Below are 16,016 nucleotides of genomic sequence, written 5' to 3' on the forward strand. Positions count from 1 at the left end.
CTAGCTACCCTTGGTCATAGGTTGTGGCATCAGGAAATGACCCGTGGCCTGCGCAAAGGGGCGCGCATGATTGTCCTGCCATGCTTCGACCCGGACCGAGGCATAGCGACGCCCCGACCGGCTGATGATAGCCCGCGCATAGGCATCGCGCGGCAGACCGGATCGCAGATAGTCGACCGTGAAATCCACGGTTTTGGGAAAGCGGATCGTCTCATCCCGCGCGATCTGCTCGGCATCCAGCTCACCGCTCTCGATGCTGGGGAGGAAATACTCCCAACTCAAGGTGATCACGGCCGTGACCTCAAGGAAGGCTGCGGTGACGCCCCCATGCAGGGCGGGAAGGATCGGATTTCCGATGAGCTTTTCGTCATAGTTCAACACCCCGGTCAGTTCGTCCCCACGCCGGTCAAAGCTGAAATCCATGAATCGGATATAAGGCACTCCATCGACAATCGCGTTCAGCGCCGCGTCCCGGCGCTGTTTGACCACTTGCACGGGTTCGGGACGTTTGCGCGCCATCAGAGTCCCTCCACCGTGAAAGAGCCCGAGGCCGTAGCCACCGGCAGGTCCTGATTTTCGTCCATCGCGGTCGCGCGTACGAAGGCCACGTTACGGGTGATGTGGTAGCAGGTCGCGCGCGTGGTGATGGTCTGACCCGGAGTTGCTGCGCGCATATAATCGATACGCAAATCGATGGTCGCCGTTCCACCGGGCGCGGACGGGTGGCTCATGACAGCGGCGCCGCAACAGGTGTCCAGAACGGCAAATACAGCGCCGCCATGGATGACCCCAGTGCGCGGATCGCCCACCAATTCCACGTTGTAGGGCATTGTAATCGCAGCCTCTCCGTTACCGATTTCAGTCAGCGTCATGCCCAGCGCCCTGGCATGTGGGATCGCCTCGATGAACTGACGCGCGATAGCAGCTTTGTCGACCATCTATTTGTACCTTCTTGGTTTCTCCCTTTATGAGCGCGTGGCCCGCAAAAGAGCAAGCCCACCTGTTGCGCTTGTCAGGCGTAGGTCATAGGCTGCGCCAGAGGAGATCAGGAATGCCCGACGACCGTTTGTCATTCAAAGAGATGTGCGCCCAGTTCGATGTGACACCGCGCACCCTGCGCTATTATGAGTATATCGAGCTGTTGCAACCCGACCGCGAAGGCCGTGCGCGATTCTATGGTCCACGCGAGTGCGCCCGCATGACGCTGATAATGCGGGGGCGCAAATACGGCTTTCCCTTGGAAGACATCCGCCAATGGCTGCTGATATACGAAGATCAGGGCAACCAGGCGCAGATGAAGGCTTTTGTCGACTTGGCCGATGTCCAATTAGTTGAACTACACAAGCAAAAGCAGCAACTGGATGAGGCGATCGACGCTCTGAAAACCATGCGCGATCAGACCGCCAGGTCGCTGGATTGACCTCAACGCCTATTGCGGCCCTCTTGAAGCCCCGCAAAAGGGATTGCTGTTGCAATTCCCGTTTCAATTGGGTGTTGGCCAGCTGTCGAAATCTTAAAATGACGTGACGTGACGTTGGGGATTTCACCCTCAAACGGACTTGACGCAAACGGAAGTTACGTCAACTAAAGTTGTGACGTAGCGTTTGCATTACGTGAACGTCATCTCCGTGTTGTAAGTGGCGCATCGACTGCGCAACTGTACTTGATAGACGCCAGTGACAAGAGTGCTGAAACCATGACCGAAGATCTGATGACCATTCGTGAAATGTGCGAGACCTATGACGTCACGCCGCGCACATTGCGGTTTTACGAGGCCAAAGAACTTTTGTTCCCGATCCGCGAGGGGCAAAAACGCCTGTTCACCAAACGCGACCGGGCGCGCCTGAAACTGATTCTGCGCGGCAAGCGCTTTGGCTTTAGCCTAGAAGAAATCCGGCAACTTCTGGATCTGTATCATGTGGGGGATCAGCAGATGACGCAGATGACCCGCACGTTTGAGATCGCCCGCGAGCGTCTGACCGATATGGAGGCCCGCCGCGAAGAACTGACGCAGGCCATCGACGATCTGAAGGAACAGTTGCGTTGGGGCGAGAAAGTGATCGCCTCGATGAAGAACGAAAAGAAAGCCGCCGAGTAGCCCTGCGGCCCCACCTCCGGACATTTGAGATTAAAGGGAGCTTCTTATGCCCGTCTATAACGCGCCAACAAAAGACATGCAGTTCATTCTGCACGAAGTCCTCAACGTTTCGGGATCGAAAACCCCCGGTTACGACGAATTGGAAGCCGAATTCACCGGTGCCGTTCTTGAGGAAGCCGGCAAAATCGCAACAAACGTCCTGCACCCGCTGAACGTTGTGGGTGACACCGAAGGTGTGCGCCACGAAAACGGAGTCGTCTACACGCCGACCGGCTTCAAAGACGGTTTCGAGCAGATGAAAGAAGGCGGCTGGACCGGCTTGGATATGCCCGAGGAATTCGGCGGTCAGAACATGCCTTATGTCCTGGGTAGCGCGGTGGGCGAGTTCTTTCAGTCCGCCAACCAAGCCTTCACCATGTATCAGGGTCTGACCCACGGCGCGGCTTCGGCCATTCTCGCCCACGGCACCGACGAGCAGAAGGCCACCTATCTGCCCAACATGGTCAGCTGTGAATGGACCGGCACCATGAACCTGACCGAACCGCATTGCGGCACCGATCTGGGCCTGATGCGCACCAAGGCTGAACCGCAGGACGACGGCAGCTATAAGGTGTCAGGTCAGAAGATCTTTATCTCGGCCGGTGATCACGACATGGCCGACAACATCATCCACCTGGTTCTGGCCAAAATCCCCGGCGGCCCCGAGGGCATCAAGGGTGTCTCGCTGTTCATCGTGCCCAAGTTCATGGTCAACGAAGACGGCTCGCTGGGCGAACGCAACGGCGTTTCGGTCGGCAAGGTCGAAGAGAAAATGGGCATCCACGGCAACTCGACCTGTGTGATGAACTATGACGAAGCCACCGGCTTTTTGCTGGGCGATCTGCACAAAGGTATGCGCGCCATGTTCACCATGATGAACGAAGCGCGTCTGGGTGTGGGTATGCAAGGTCTGGCACAAGCCGAGGCCGCCTATCAGAACGCTGTCGAATACGCCAAGGACCGCCTGCAGGGCCGTGACGTGACCGGAGCGAAAAACCCCGATGGCCCGGCCGATCCGCTGATCGTCCACCCCGATATTCGCCGTAGCCTGATGGATCAGAAAAGCTTTACCGAAGGTGCGCGTGCCTTCATCTTGTGGGGTGCCACACTGATCGACCAAGCACATCGTTCTGGCGATGCAGATGCAGACGGCCTGATCTCGCTGCTGACGCCGGTCATCAAAGGTTTCCTGACTGACGAAGGCTATGACATGACTGTCAAAGCTCAGCAGGTTTACGGCGGCCACGGCTACATCGAGGAATGGGGCATGTCGCAATACACCCGCGACGCCCGTATCGCCATGATCTACGAAGGCGCAAACGGCGTTCAGGCGCTGGATCTGGTGGGTCGTAAGCTTGCTACCGATGGCGGCAAGCACGTCATGGCCTTCTTCGACATCGTCAAGAATTTCTGCAAGGAAAACGGTGGCCAGAACGAAGCCTTTGACAAGGCGTTCATCGAACCGCTCAAGGCGGCGTCCAAGGATCTGCAGGCGGCTGGCATGTACTTCATGCAGAACGGTGCAAAGAACCCCAACCACGCACTGGCTGGTTCGAACGACTTCATGCACATGTTCGGCCATGTCTGCCTGGGCTTGATGTGGGCGCAAATGGCAAAAGCAGCCTATGCGGCCCTTGACGGCGGGGCGTCGGATACCGAGTTCTACCAGACAAAGATTGCCACCGGCCAGTTCTACATGGCGCGTCGCCTGCCGGCCACCGGCCTGCATCTGGCGCGTATCCAGACCGGTGCTGACACTGTCATGGCTCTGGATGCGGCGAACTTCTGATCCAAAACCGGCTGCAGGATTTTGTCTTGCAGCCGGACTTCGCAAAGGACCGACATGCCCAAACGCTTTCGCCTGACCCGCCGGTTTCCGGTTGCAATGACCGAAGATGGCTATCGCAAACTGCGCGGTTTCGCTGCCGAAGCCGGGTTGGATGAAGGTGAGGCTCTGTCGTTTCTATTCGAAAATTTCAACAGCGTGATTGATCACGACAACCTGACGCACAAGTTGCGCATCTTCAACTCGGAACTAGAGGCGCGAAAACGGTGAATGATGCGGGGACCAGACAACTTTGGCGAATCGCAGATACTCTGTCCGCCTCCGGCGGACGTATTTGGAGCGAGAAGAAGGCAAACGCACGCTTCCCCCCCGCCATCCGGGTTATGATCGCACCTTTGGGCACGCAGTCAGGACGGCGAGGCTTTTCATCGTGCGGACATCGGCTCGGCAGCCTGTACCGCACGCATGAAAAGGCCGCTTTGACGTTAAAGAACCGTTACGGAGAAGGGAAAACTCTGCGGACTTCTTCTCTTCAAAAATTCGGAAATATCGACATAGCCGCACAAGCCACGGGAGGGGCGCGCACATGACCATCAAACTGCATTGCTTCGGAGAAAGCGGAAATTCTTACAAAGCCGCGCTTGCGCTTGAGATGTCGGGCCTGGAATGGGAACCCGTTTTTGTGGACTTTTTCAAAGGCGTATCGCGCACCCCCGAATATCGCGCCGAGGTCAATGAAATGGGCGAGGTGCCAGTCCTGACCGATGGCGATTTTCGCACAAGCCAATCCGGGGCCATTCAGGCTTATATCACTGAAAAGTCAGGCAAGTTCGGTGGCAAGGACCGCGACGAAAACTACGATATCTTTCGCTGGGTCCTGTGGGACAATCACAAGCTCAGCTCGAATGCGGGGATGACCCGGTTTTTGTGCAATTTCCTGCCCGAAGAGCACCGCAACCCAGATGTCATTGCGTTCAACCAAGGACGCCTGAAGGCCGCTTACGAAATTCTGAATACCCACCTTGAGGGCCGCGACTGGATCGTGGGCGACGGCGTGACCAACGCCGACCTCAGCTGCTGCGGATACCTGTACTACCCTGAACCATTCGGCTTTGACCGTGCCGACTGGCCCCATATCGACGCCTGGCTGACGCGCCTCAGCGAACAGCCCGGCTGGAAACACCCCTATGACCTGATGCCCGGCAATCCGTCGGATCGAGCTTGAGGAGAAGACCCATGACCGAAGCCTATATCTATGACGCCCTGCGCACCCCGCGTGGCAAGGGCCGCAAGGATGGCAGCCTGCACGAGGTAACCTCGGTGCGACTGTCCGCCGTCGCCCTTAACGCCATGAAAGAGCGCAACAACCTGGAAGGTCACGCCGTCGAGGACGTGATCTGGGGCAACGTCACGCAGGTGATGGAGCAAGGCGGTTGTTTGGCGCGCTCGGCCGTGCTGGCCTCGGATCTGGATGAATCGATCCCGGGTCTGGCCATCAACCGCTTCTGCGCTTCCGGCATGGAAGCCGTGAACCTGGCCGCAAACCAGATCAAAGGCGGTGCCGGTGACGGCTATATCGCCGGCGGCGTCGAGATGATGGGCCGTGTACCCATGGGATCGGACGGCGCAGCTATTGCCGTTGACCCTACCCTGGCGATGGATACCTATTTTGTACCGCAGGGGATTTCCTCGGACATCATCGCCACCGAATACGGCTTCAGCCGCGATCAGGCGGACCAGTTGGCGATGGAATCGCAGCGCCGCGCGGCGCAAGCCTGGGACGAAGGCCGCTTTGAAAAATCGATCATTCCGGTCAAGGACCGCAACGGCCTGACCATTCTGGACCGCGACGAATACATGCGCCCCGGCACTGACATGCAGAGCCTCGGCAGCCTGAACCCAGCCTTCCAGATGATGGGCGAGCAGATGCCGGGCTTCGACAAGGTCGCCCTGCTGAAATACCCGCACCTGGAAAAGATCAACCACATCCACCACGCGGGCAACAGCTCGGGCATCGTGGACGGGGCAGCGGCCGTTCTGATCGGCAACAAGGAATTCGGTGAGAAGCACGGCATCAAGCCGCGCGCGCGTATCAAAGCCACCGCCAAGATCGGTCTGGACCCGACGATCATGCTGACAGGCCCGGTTCCGGTGACCCAGAAAATCCTGGCCGACAACGGCATGCAGATTTCGGATTTCAACCTGTTCGAAGTGAACGAAGCCTTCGCGTCGGTCGTACTGCGGTTCCAGCAGGCATTTGATGTGGACCCCGAGCTGGTGAACGTCAACGGCGGCTCGATCGCGATGGGTCACCCGTTGGGTGCAACCGGCGCGATGATCATCGGCACCCTGCTGGACGAACTGGAGCGTCAGGACAAAGAAACCGGCCTGGCCACGCTCTGCATCGCGTCGGGCATGGGTGCCGCGACTATCATCGAGCGGGTCTGATGCCCAAGCTGGATCTCTCTCAGATCCCGTTTATTGGGGGATCGTCTTATCCCGGTAAGCTGGCCGAGGCGACCGCAGGTCGTTTCGTTCAGCGGCTGGGGGATACGGGCGGTCTGACCCAATACGGGGTCAACATCGTACGGTTGGAGCCTGCGGGGATGTCCTCGCTGCGGCACTACCACATGGAGCAGGACGAGTTCGCCATTGTGCTTTCCGGCACCTGCACATTGATCGACGACGATGGTGAGCATGAGATGCAGCCCGGTGACTGCGCGGCCTGGCCCGCAGGTGAGCCCAACGGCCACCACCTTGTGAACAAAACCAACGCGCCCGCGACCTTTCTGGTGGTGGGCACGCGGACCCCGACCGAGACCGGCTTTTACAGCGATATCGACATGATGGTGAAGGATGACGCCGACGGCGAGGCCTTCACCCGGAAAGACGGCAGCCCGCTGACGGCTGACCAGATTGGAGATGACAATGACTGATTTCACTCTGACCAAAGACGCAGACGGCGTCGCCACGATCACCTGGGACGTTCCAGGTAAGACGATGAACGTAATGTCCTTTGACGGGCTGGCCCAGCTGAGCGACCTGATCGATCAAGCGCTGGCGGATGAGGAGGTCAAGGGGATCGTCCTGACCTCGGGCAAAGAAGGGTCGTTTGCGGGCGGCATGGACCTGAACCTGCTGGCCGTGATGAAGGAACAGGCAGGCGACAACCCGGCCAAAGGTCTGTTTGAGGGCACGATGCAAATGCACGCCCTTCTGCGCAAGATCGAGCTGGCAGGCATGGACCCCAAGACCAAGAAAGGCGGCAAGCCGATCGCAACCGCCCTGCCCGGCACTGCCGCAGGCATCGGCATGGAGTTGCCTCTGTCCACGCATCGCATTTTCGCTGCCGAGAACCCCAAGGCGAAATATGGCCTGCCCGAGATCATGGTCGGCATCTTCCCCGGCGCGGGCGGCACCACGCGGATGGTCCGCAAGGTGGGCGCGATTGCAGCGGCACCGCTGCTGCTGGAAGGCAAGATGCTGGACGTCAAAAAGGCCAAAGGCGCAGGCTATATCGATGAGATCGCTACAGATCCGGTGGCAGCCGCAAAGGAATGGGTGCTGAACGCGAAAGACACCGATCTGGTCAAGCCGTGGGATGCCAAGGGCTATAAAATGCCCGGCGGTGCGCCGTACCACCCTGCAGGTTTCATGAACTTCGTTGGCGCCTCGGCGATGGTACACGGCAAGACCCAAGGCGCCTTCCCGGCGGCCAAGGCGTTGCTGAGTGCAGTTTATGAGGGGGCTCTGGTTGACTTCGACACCGCGCTGAAGATCGAAGCGCGCTGGTTCACCTCAGTCCTGATGAACCCGTCCTCGGGTGCCATGATCCGGTCGCTGTTCCTGAACAAAGAAGCGCTTGAGAAAGGCGCAGTACGTCCAGCCGGTGTGCCGGATCAGTCGGTCAAGAAGATCGGCGTTCTGGGTGCGGGCATGATGGGTGCGGGCATCGCGCTGGTCTCGGCCCAGGCCGGGATGGAGGTTGTTCTGGTCGATCGTGATCAGGCGGCTGCTGATAAAGGCAAAGCCTATACCGAGGCTTATCTGGACAAGGGCATGAAGCGCGGCAAAGTCACCGAAGACAAGAAACAGGCGATGTTGTCGCGCATCACCGCAACGCCCGATCTGGACCACCTGAAAGGCTGCGACCTGATCATCGAAGCCGTGTTCGAAGACCCTTCCGTCAAGGCCGAGATGACCCAAAAGGTCGAGGCGATCATCCCCGAGGATTGCATTTTTGCCTCGAACACCTCGACCCTGCCGATCACCGATCTGGCCAAGGCCAGCGTTCGGCCCGAACAGTTCATAGGCATTCACTTTTTCTCGCCGGTTGAGAAGATGTTCCTGGTTGAGATCATCAAGGGCAAGGAAACCGGCGATCGTGCGGTTGCCAAGGCGTTGGACTATGTGCGCCAGATCCGCAAGACGCCGATTGTGGTCAACGATGCACGCTTCTTCTACGCCAACCGCTGCATCATCCCTTACATCAACGAAGGTCTACGGATGATCACCGAAGGCGTCAGCCCGGTGCTGATCGACAATGCCGCGCGTCAGCTGGGCTTCCCCGTAGGGCCGATCCAGTTGAATGACGAAACCTCGATTGATCTGGGTGCCAAGATCGCGCGGGCGACCAAAGCTGCGATGGGCAACGCCTATCCCGAAAGCCCCGCCGATGACCTGATCTTCTGGATGGAAGGCGAAGGCCGTCTGGGCCGCAAGGCCAATGCAGGCTTCTTCGACTATGACGAAAAGGGCAAACGCGTCGCATACTGGACCGGCCTGGCCGAGAAATACCCGCATGCCGAAGAGCAGCCCGACCTGATCGAAGTACAGGAACGCCTGATGTTCGCGCAGGTGTTGGAAGCTGTCCGCGCGTTGGAGGAAGGTGTTCTGGAAGACATCCGCGAAGGCGATGTGGGCGCCATCCTGGGTTGGGGCTTTGCGCCGTGGTCCGGTGGCCCGCTGAGCTGGCTGGACATCATCGGCACACCTTATGCGGCTGAACGTTGCGATCAGTTGACCGAAGCCTACGGTGAACGCTTCACCTGCCCGCCGCTGCTGCGGGAAATGGCGGAGAAGGGTCAAAGCTTCTACGGGCGTTTCGACCCCGAAGCCAAAGCGGCCTAAAAGTCAAAGAAGCTGGCGCAGCCCCCCTGCGCCAGCTTTCCCATTTGCACTTTTTCAAGATTCCAAACGGAACGTACTGCTAATCAAAGCGATACCCAAACCTGTCGACATCCTCGGCGCAAGCCTCGGCCACAGCCGCACGTGTCTTGTCGCAATAGTAACTGCGATAATCCGGCGCCCGCTCGGACCTGTTGCTCAGGGGCAATGCCACCCGAAATCCCAAATGGTCGATTAGCGGGGCGGCGTCTCGGTCAAAATACTCCAGCCGGATGAAAGCACTGCAATGTTCGGTTCCGTCGGTCAGCGTCATATAGCGCCTTGCGGGATTGGCTGCGAAGGATCGTGCAATCTGCGGGTGCAAGACGAAATCCTGAAATGAAAGGGTTTGCGCCAAGGTGACATCCCGGTGGTCAAACTTTTGGGTTCTGAGCCAATGATAGTAGCTGACCATCCTGTCCCAAGGGTTGCGCACCAGCGTGAACGTGAACACGCCGCGCAACGCATCCGGCGTCATCAATCCGTCCAGCGCAGAAAGCGGTGCGTGTTTCGTCAAAGCGCCAACGCCTGTCAAAGCCTTCTGCCGCTTGCGCCGCCGTAGGGCCTTGGGCGTATCGCCTATAAGGATATCATCCTTCATAGCCCGCGCCTCTAACGCCAGAGACAGCGACGTTCCCCCGGTTTTGGGGATGTGGACAAACACGTATCTACGGCCATTTGAGATGATCATGCCGCCGCCCGCTCGGCGGGCGCGCGACCGGCCCGCCAGCCCAGCAGCGCTCCGGCGGTCGCGATCAGACCAATCCCTCCGATCTGCATCAGCCCGATGGACTGACCAAAGGCGACCCACGCAAACAGGGGGCCGAAAATCATGACCGAGTATTCGAACACTGCAACATAGGATGGCTCGCCTACCTGATAGGCTTTGATCAGCATGAAAACCGCGATTGTTGACCCTACAGCCTGCACGATGATCCATGGCACAGCGTCTTGCATCTGCCACACCCAGCCACGCGTGACAAACCCGTCGGGCCCTGGGGGCGATATCATGGGGAAGAGGGTTAGAACCCCCACTCCGATCAATCCCGTCAACCCCAGTGTGATCACCATCGCCGCCAACAGCGCGACTGTGCTTTCACCCGCGCAATGGCTGCGCGTGATGATGGCGCTGAGGGCATAGAACAGCCCTCCGGCCACCGGCAGTAGGGTGCGGGCATCAAAATCCTGCGGATTGGGTTGCAGCACGCATAGAATCCCAGCGAACCCCAGTAGGACGGCCAGAATGCGCCAAGGCCCGATCCTCTGCCCCATTGCAAGCGTCGAAATCAGCAGCACGAAAATCGGAGAGGTGAACAGACCTGCCAGCGCCTGCGCAATCGGCATCAGCGCCAGCGAGGTGAAATAGAACAGCATGGCCAGCGTGATCAGCACACTGCGTAGCATCACCGGACCCGGCCGGACGGGACGCAAGCGCCCGAATCCCAACAAGGACAAGCCGATGATCAGCGGCAGCATCAGGGTGGACCGGCTCAGGTGGAACTGCCACAGCCCGACCGTGTCGGCCAGCAGGATCACTACGTTGTCGATCACCCCGATGATCGCCATTGCGCTGACCATCAGAACCGAGGCCAGGATCGGAGAAGTTTGCGCACCAGACGACATGTTTGACCCTATTGCAGAAACCGACCGGGGCACGCCTGCGCCCGGATGCGTCGTCACATCCAGCACAATTCCCCGACATCGCGCAACAGGTTTGCGCCGCTGGATTTTTGCGTGCTAAACTGCCGCCAATCAAGAATGAGCAGACCTCACCCGTGATGACGGCCCTTAAACAGTACCAACGGATCGAAGCAACCGGTCTGTGGCGCCCATCGCCCGATGTGCAGCGGCGCGAGGTCGTGGTGTCGATTGGCGAAGCCACGATGACAATCTCGGATTTCAACGACAACGCGCTGACCCATTGGTCGCTGGCTGCGTTGGAGCGGCAGAACCCCGGCGCGTATCCAGCTATATACAACCCCGATGGCGACCCGGACGAAACGCTGGAGCTGGCCGAAACCGAGACCACCATGATCGAGGCAATCGACCGCCTGCAACGGGCCATTGACCGCAGCCGTCCGCATCCGGGGCGATTGCGCTGGCTCAGCGTCGCCGGTGTTGCCGCCGCCGTCGTGGCCCTTTTGGTGTTCTGGGTGCCCGCCGCCGTGCAAAACCACGTGGTCTCGGTGCTGCCCGAGATCAAACGCCACGATATCGGCGACGCAATTCTTGAACGGATCGAGCGCGTGTCAGGCCGCGCCTGCGCCTCGGTCGACGCACAGGACGCGCTGAAACAGTTGGCCACACGTACCGGTGTGCGTGAAGTGGTTATCCTGCCTGCGGGCGTGCAAACGAGCCTCAGCCTGCCGGGCGGCATTATCCTGCTAAACCGCGCGTTGGTCGAAGATCACGAGGACCCTTCGGTCGCCGCCGGCTATATCGTCGCCGAACGCGCCCGGTCACAGGCACAGGACCCGCTGGACGATCTGCTGAACCGCACAGGTGCTGCAACCGCCTTTCGCCTGCTGACAACCGGAGAGCTGACACCGGGCATCGTCGATGCCTATACCGAAGAGGTTCTGTCTGAACCCCGCCCGTCCCTACCTGATGACGCGTTGCTGGAGATGTTCGCGCAGACCGCCTTGCCCTCGACCCCGTTTTCCTATGCTTTGGATGTGACCGGCGAAACCGTCCTGGGGTTGATCGAGGCTGATCCCATGGCCGGACGTCCTCAGCAGCAGGTTCTGCCGGACCGCGATTGGGTCCGGCTACAGAATATTTGCGGCGGCTAGACCAGCTTACTTGGTGCCAAACATCCGGTCGCCCGCATCGCCCAGCCCCGGCATGATATAGCCCTTGGAATTCAGCTCGCGATCCAGCGAGGCCGTGACGATATGCACATCCGGGTGCGCCTCTTTCATGCGTGCGACCCCTTCGGGCGCGGCCAACAAGCAAAGGAAGCGAATATCAGTGGCGCCAGCCTCCTTCAGCAGATCTATCGCCGCGGCTGAACTGTTGCCGGTGGCCAGCATCGGATCAACGGCAATGACCAGACGGTCCTTCAACTCTTCGGGCGCTTTGAAGTAATACTGCACGGGCTTGAGCGTTTCCTCATCGCGGTAGAGGCCGACAAAACCCACACGGGCCGAAGGGATCAGCTCCAGCACCCCGTCCAGCATGCCGTTGCCTGCGCGCAGGATCGACACCAGCGCCAGTTTCTTGCCCGCCAGGATAGGGGCGTCCATTTCCTCCATCGGGGTTTCAATGTGACGGGTGGTCAACGGCATTTCGCGCGTGATCTCATAAGCCAGCAGCAGCGTGATCTCACGCAGCAACTGCCGAAATTCGGCGGTCGAAGTGCCCTTGTCCCGCATGAGCGTCAGTTTGTGCTGCACCAGCGGATGGTCAACGACGGTCAGGTGTTCGCTCATGTTCTCTCCAGTCTTGTCTTGACCCGTTCACGGGTCTTGTCATCGCAAAAGGCGGCCGCAAGGGCGTTTTCATTCAGGGCCGCGAAATCCTCGGCCTGCCAGCCGAAGGCTTGCGCCAGCATCTCATATTCCCGCCGCATTGTAGTGTGGAAAAACGGAGGGTCATCGGTGGAAACCGTGACTTTGACACCGGCATCCCGCAGTTTTGCAATCGGATGGGCCGCGAATTCGGGGAAAAGCCCCAGTACCACATTTGAGCCGGGGCAGACTTCAAACGTGATGTCGCGGTCGATGATCTCGCGGATCAGGTCAGGGTCTTCGATGGCGCGTACGCCATGGCCCACACGCTCCACGCCCAGATCGCGAATGGCATCGCGTACGCTTTCGGGGCCGCCGAACTCTCCGGCATGTGTCGTCAATCGCAAACCCGCCTCGCGCGCGCAATCGAAGGCCCATGCGTAGTCGCCCTGAGCGCCCACGGATTCATTGCCACCCATACCAAACCCAGTGATCCACTCGCCCGCCGTTTCCGCCGCGCAATAGGCGCTGAGTTTAGCCTTTTCAGGACCGAAATGGCGCACGCAGGTCACGACGCCGCGCAAGGTGATGTCGTATTTTCGTTCCGCCTCATCCGCCGCGTCCTGAATGGCGGTCAGGTAGTCACGCCAAGCGTGCAGGTCTCCGCCGCCGCAGAAATCGGGGCTGAGGAAGGTTTCCGAATAGACCACTCCGTTCGCCGCGCTTTCTTCGAGGATGGCCAGTGTCAGGCGGCGGAAATCCTCGGGCGATTTCAGCACTTCGCAGGCGGCCTCATACACGCTGAGGAAATGCGCGAAGTCGCGGAAATCATAACTACCGTCGGGCTTGAAAATCCCGCTCAGGTCGATGCGCTTTTCATGGGCCAACTGCCGGATAAAGGCGGGCGGGGCCGCGCCTTCGTGGTGCAGGTGCAATTCGATTTTGGGAAGGTCTGCAACGCTCATAGGAAACTCCGCCCCGGCCCATGTGCCGGGATGTTCAGGTGATGTGCGATGCTGGCCGCAATGTCGGCGAAATTGACCGCGCCGATCTGACCCGCGCCTCGCCCGGCGATCAGCACCGGAACCTGTTCCCGAGTATGGTCGGTGCCGATCCAGCTGGGGTCATTGCCGTGGTCGGCGGTCAGCAGCATCAGGTCGCCGGGGCGCAGGTGGGCGATGATTGCGCCGATCTCACGGTCGAACCATTCCAGCGCGCGCGCATAGCCGCTGATGTCGCGGCGGTGGCCGTAGAGGCTGTCGAACTCCACGAAATTGGCGAAGGTCAGGCTGCCCTCTTCCGCCTCGTCGACCAGATCGGAGAGGTGGCGCATTAGGTCCGCATCCGAGCCTTTGCGCAGCGTGTCGATCCCCTGCATCGAGAAGATATCGCCGATCTTGCCCACCGCATGCACGCGCCGCCCGGCATCCTGCGCCCAGTTGGTCAGAACCGGCGCAGGTGGCAGGATTGCGAAATCCTTGCGGTTGGTGGTGCGCGTAAAGCCTTGTTCTGGCGTGCCCAAGAATGGCCGCGCGATGACCCGGCCCACTTTCATCTCGTGCAAGCGCGGGGCCAGAGTTCGGCACATTTCCAACAAGCGGTCGAGGCCGAAATGTTCCTCATGCGCCGCTATCTGGAACACGCTGTCGGCGGATGTGTAGCAAATCGGCCAGCCGGTGCGCAGATGTTCGGCGCCCAGATCGGCGATGATCGCCGTGCCAGAGGCGTGGCAATTGCCCAGTATGCCATCGGTTCCCGCAGCCTGCGCCGCAGCGCGGCTTAGATCGGCGGGGAAAGACGGGCGCGTGTCCGGAAAATAGTGCCAATCCCATGGCACCGGCAGCCCCGCCAGTTCCCAATGGCCCGAGGGCGTGTCCTTGCCCGGCGAATGTTCCCGCGCGCAGCCCCATAGGCCGGTCGGTTCCGCCCGCAGCCCCGGCGTACCCGCGCCCGAGGCCAAACGGGTCGCCGCCCCTAACCCCAACGCATCCAGATTGGGCAGGTGCAGCGGACCCGAGCGGTCATCCTCGGCCTGCCCCTCGGCACAGGCCTGTGCGATATGGGCCAGCGTGTTGGCCCCGGTATCGGGCACCGTGCCGTTGAAAAACTGATCCGCATCCGGCGCGCCGCCGATGCCGACCGAGTCCATCACGACCAGAAACGCGCGGGTCATGCGGTGATCCTTTCATGCACGATCCCCGGCAGCGCGGGGCTGGCCGGCCCGAGACTGATCGCTTGCAGGACGGCCTGCGCCGCCTGTTGCGCCGCGTCTTCGCGGGCGGCGTGGATCACGGCCAACGGCGCACCCTTGTCCAGCTTGTCACCCAGCCGCACGATGTCCGAGATGCCAACGGCAGGGTCAATCAGGTCGCTCTCAACTTGCCGCCCACCGCCCAGCGCGACAACGGCCAGACCCAGCGCCTCACCGTCCATCGCGGTCACATAGCCCGCACTTGGCGCAGGGACTTCAAGGATCACGCTGGCCTCGGGCAAGTACCGCGACCAGTTGTCGACGAAACGCAGTGGCGCGCCAACGGCGGCCATCATGCGCCCGAACCTTTCGGCCGCGCGGCCAGAGCGGATAATTTCGGCCAGTTTCTCGCGACCTTCATCCACGGTTGCGCACATCCCGGCATCCACCAGCAGCACGCCACCCAATTCTGCCGAGATTTCGGCCAAGGGCGAATTGTGCCCGTTGGTCATGGCCTTCATGACCTCGCAGATCTCTAACGCGTTGCCCAGCGCCGGAGCCAGAGGTTGGTTCATATCCGTGATCACCGCCGAGGTGCGGCATCCCGCAGCATTCGCGGTCTGGGTTAGGGCCTGTGCTAGATTGCGTGCATCTTCGTGGGTTTTCATAAACGCGCCGCTGCCCACCTTGACATCCAGCACCAGAGCATCAGGGCTGGCGGCCAGTTTCTTGGACAGGATCGAGGCGGTGATCAGGTCGAGGCTTTCGACCGTCGCCGTCACATCGCGGATTGCATATAGCCGCTTGTCCGCAGGGGCGATCTGCCCCGTTGCGCCAACGATGGCGGCACCCGTTTCGCGCAAGATCTGCGCCAGACGATCTTCGCTGATCTGAGTGGTCACGCCCGGAATCGACTCGAGCTTGTCCAGCGTCCCGCCGGTATGGCCCAACCCACGACCCGAGATCATCGGGACATAAGCCCCCATCTCGGCCAGTGCAGGCGCAAGCACGAGGCTGACGCTGTCGCCCACCCCGCCGGTCGAGTGCTTGTCGATCACCGGGCCATCCACGTCCCATGTCAGAACGTCGCCACTGTCGCGCATTGCAACCGTCAGGTCAGCGCGGCCCTGCACGCCCAGACCGCCCATACAAACGGCCATGGCAAAGGCACCGGCCTGCGCGTCACTAACGCCGCCATCGGCCAGACCTTGCGCGAACCAGCGCAACTCCTCGGCCGTGGGCACCTGACCCCGGCGCAGCTTGGCGTTGATCGAACGGGCGTCCATG

At 60.4% G+C, this 16,016-nt stretch carries 17 protein-coding genes; 9 read left to right on the top strand and 8 right to left on the bottom strand.

Features of this window, described 5'->3' with window-relative positions; translation table 11 throughout:
• Positions 1–519: a PaaI family thioesterase gene (locus ACR3E7_RS08235; protein WP_170782752.1), complete on the bottom strand. Its 519-nt coding sequence runs from the start codon at positions 517–519 to the stop codon at positions 1–3.
• The gene (locus tag ACR3E7_RS08240) at positions 519–938 is read right to left on the bottom strand and encodes a PaaI family thioesterase (RefSeq protein ID WP_170770167.1); all 420 of its coding nucleotides are present in this window, start codon (positions 936–938) and stop codon (positions 519–521) included. The genes ACR3E7_RS08235 and ACR3E7_RS08240 overlap by 1 nt, the downstream gene beginning before the upstream one ends.
• A 113-nt stretch (positions 939–1,051) precedes the next feature.
• On the opposite strand from ACR3E7_RS08240, the gene ACR3E7_RS08245 reads away from it, so the two are divergent.
• From ACR3E7_RS08245 to ACR3E7_RS08280, 8 genes are all read left to right on the top strand, one after another.
• The gene (locus ACR3E7_RS08245) at positions 1,052–1,420 is read left to right on the top strand and encodes a MerR family transcriptional regulator (RefSeq protein ID WP_170770165.1); all 369 of its coding nucleotides are present in this window, start codon (positions 1,052–1,054) and stop codon (positions 1,418–1,420) included.
• A gap of 276 nt (positions 1,421–1,696) precedes the next feature.
• Positions 1,697–2,098, top strand: coding sequence for a MerR family transcriptional regulator (locus ACR3E7_RS08250; protein WP_170770163.1), 402 nt, complete (start codon positions 1,697–1,699; stop codon positions 2,096–2,098).
• Between the two features lie 46 nt (positions 2,099–2,144).
• The gene (locus ACR3E7_RS08255; RefSeq protein ID WP_480502684.1) at positions 2,145–3,926 is read left to right on the top strand and encodes an acyl-CoA dehydrogenase C-terminal domain-containing protein; all 1,782 of its coding nucleotides are present in this window, start codon (positions 2,145–2,147) and stop codon (positions 3,924–3,926) included.
• Positions 3,927–3,980: 54 nt separating this feature from the next.
• Entirely contained in the window at positions 3,981–4,193 is a 213-nt protein-coding gene (locus tag ACR3E7_RS08260) for a hypothetical protein (RefSeq protein WP_170770159.1), read from the top strand.
• 316 nt (positions 4,194–4,509) lie between these two features.
• Positions 4,510–5,148 (top strand): glutathione S-transferase family protein, encoded by a 639-nt coding sequence (locus tag ACR3E7_RS08265; RefSeq protein WP_480502685.1) that lies wholly within the window; start codon positions 4,510–4,512, stop codon positions 5,146–5,148.
• 11 nt (positions 5,149–5,159) lie between these two features.
• The gene (locus ACR3E7_RS08270; RefSeq protein ID WP_480502686.1) at positions 5,160–6,371 is read left to right on the top strand and encodes an acetyl-CoA C-acetyltransferase; all 1,212 of its coding nucleotides are present in this window, start codon (positions 5,160–5,162) and stop codon (positions 6,369–6,371) included.
• Positions 6,371–6,859, top strand: a complete 489-nt coding sequence (locus ACR3E7_RS08275; protein ID WP_170782755.1) for a cupin domain-containing protein — start codon at positions 6,371–6,373, stop codon at positions 6,857–6,859. Before ACR3E7_RS08270 ends, ACR3E7_RS08275 begins: the two co-directional genes overlap by 1 nt.
• Positions 6,852–9,053, top strand: a complete 2,202-nt coding sequence (locus tag ACR3E7_RS08280) for a 3-hydroxyacyl-CoA dehydrogenase NAD-binding domain-containing protein (RefSeq protein ID WP_480502687.1) — start codon at positions 6,852–6,854, stop codon at positions 9,051–9,053. Before ACR3E7_RS08275 ends, ACR3E7_RS08280 begins: the two co-directional genes overlap by 8 nt.
• Before the next feature lie 79 nt (positions 9,054–9,132).
• Here the strand turns inward: ACR3E7_RS08280 and ACR3E7_RS08285 are convergent, their stop codons facing one another.
• Entirely contained in the window at positions 9,133–9,780 is a 648-nt protein-coding gene (locus ACR3E7_RS08285) for a sulfotransferase family 2 domain-containing protein (RefSeq protein ID WP_480502688.1), read from the bottom strand.
• Positions 9,777–10,712, bottom strand: coding sequence for a DMT family transporter (locus tag ACR3E7_RS08290; protein WP_480502689.1), 936 nt, complete (start codon positions 10,710–10,712; stop codon positions 9,777–9,779). The genes ACR3E7_RS08285 and ACR3E7_RS08290 overlap by 4 nt, the downstream gene beginning before the upstream one ends.
• Before the next feature lie 155 nt (positions 10,713–10,867).
• Here ACR3E7_RS08290 and ACR3E7_RS08295 point away from each other — a divergent pair, with 155 nt between their 5' ends.
• Positions 10,868–11,881: a hypothetical protein gene (locus ACR3E7_RS08295; protein ID WP_480502892.1), complete on the top strand. Its 1,014-nt coding sequence runs from the start codon at positions 10,868–10,870 to the stop codon at positions 11,879–11,881.
• Positions 11,882–11,887: 6 nt separating this feature from the next.
• On the opposite strand, the gene upp is transcribed toward ACR3E7_RS08295, so the two are convergent.
• Genes upp through ACR3E7_RS08315 form a run of 4 tightly spaced genes read right to left on the bottom strand, consistent with a single transcriptional unit; the run spans position 11,888 to position 16,015 of the window.
• Positions 11,888–12,520: a uracil phosphoribosyltransferase gene (gene upp / locus ACR3E7_RS08300; RefSeq protein ID WP_480502690.1), complete on the bottom strand. Its 633-nt coding sequence runs from the start codon at positions 12,518–12,520 to the stop codon at positions 11,888–11,890.
• Positions 12,517–13,503: an adenosine deaminase gene (locus tag ACR3E7_RS08305; RefSeq protein ID WP_480502691.1), complete on the bottom strand. Its 987-nt coding sequence runs from the start codon at positions 13,501–13,503 to the stop codon at positions 12,517–12,519. The genes upp and ACR3E7_RS08305 overlap by 4 nt, the downstream gene beginning before the upstream one ends.
• Entirely contained in the window at positions 13,500–14,711 is a 1,212-nt protein-coding gene (locus tag ACR3E7_RS08310) for a phosphopentomutase (protein ID WP_480502692.1), read from the bottom strand. The genes ACR3E7_RS08305 and ACR3E7_RS08310 overlap by 4 nt, the downstream gene beginning before the upstream one ends.
• On the bottom strand, positions 14,708–16,015 hold the full coding sequence (locus ACR3E7_RS08315; RefSeq protein WP_480502693.1) for a thymidine phosphorylase: 1,308 nt from the start codon (positions 16,013–16,015) through the stop codon (positions 14,708–14,710). Before ACR3E7_RS08315 ends, ACR3E7_RS08310 begins: the two co-directional genes overlap by 4 nt.
• Position 16,016 lies beyond the last annotated feature (1 nt).

This window comes from Ruegeria sp. BK1, assembly GCF_056535645.1.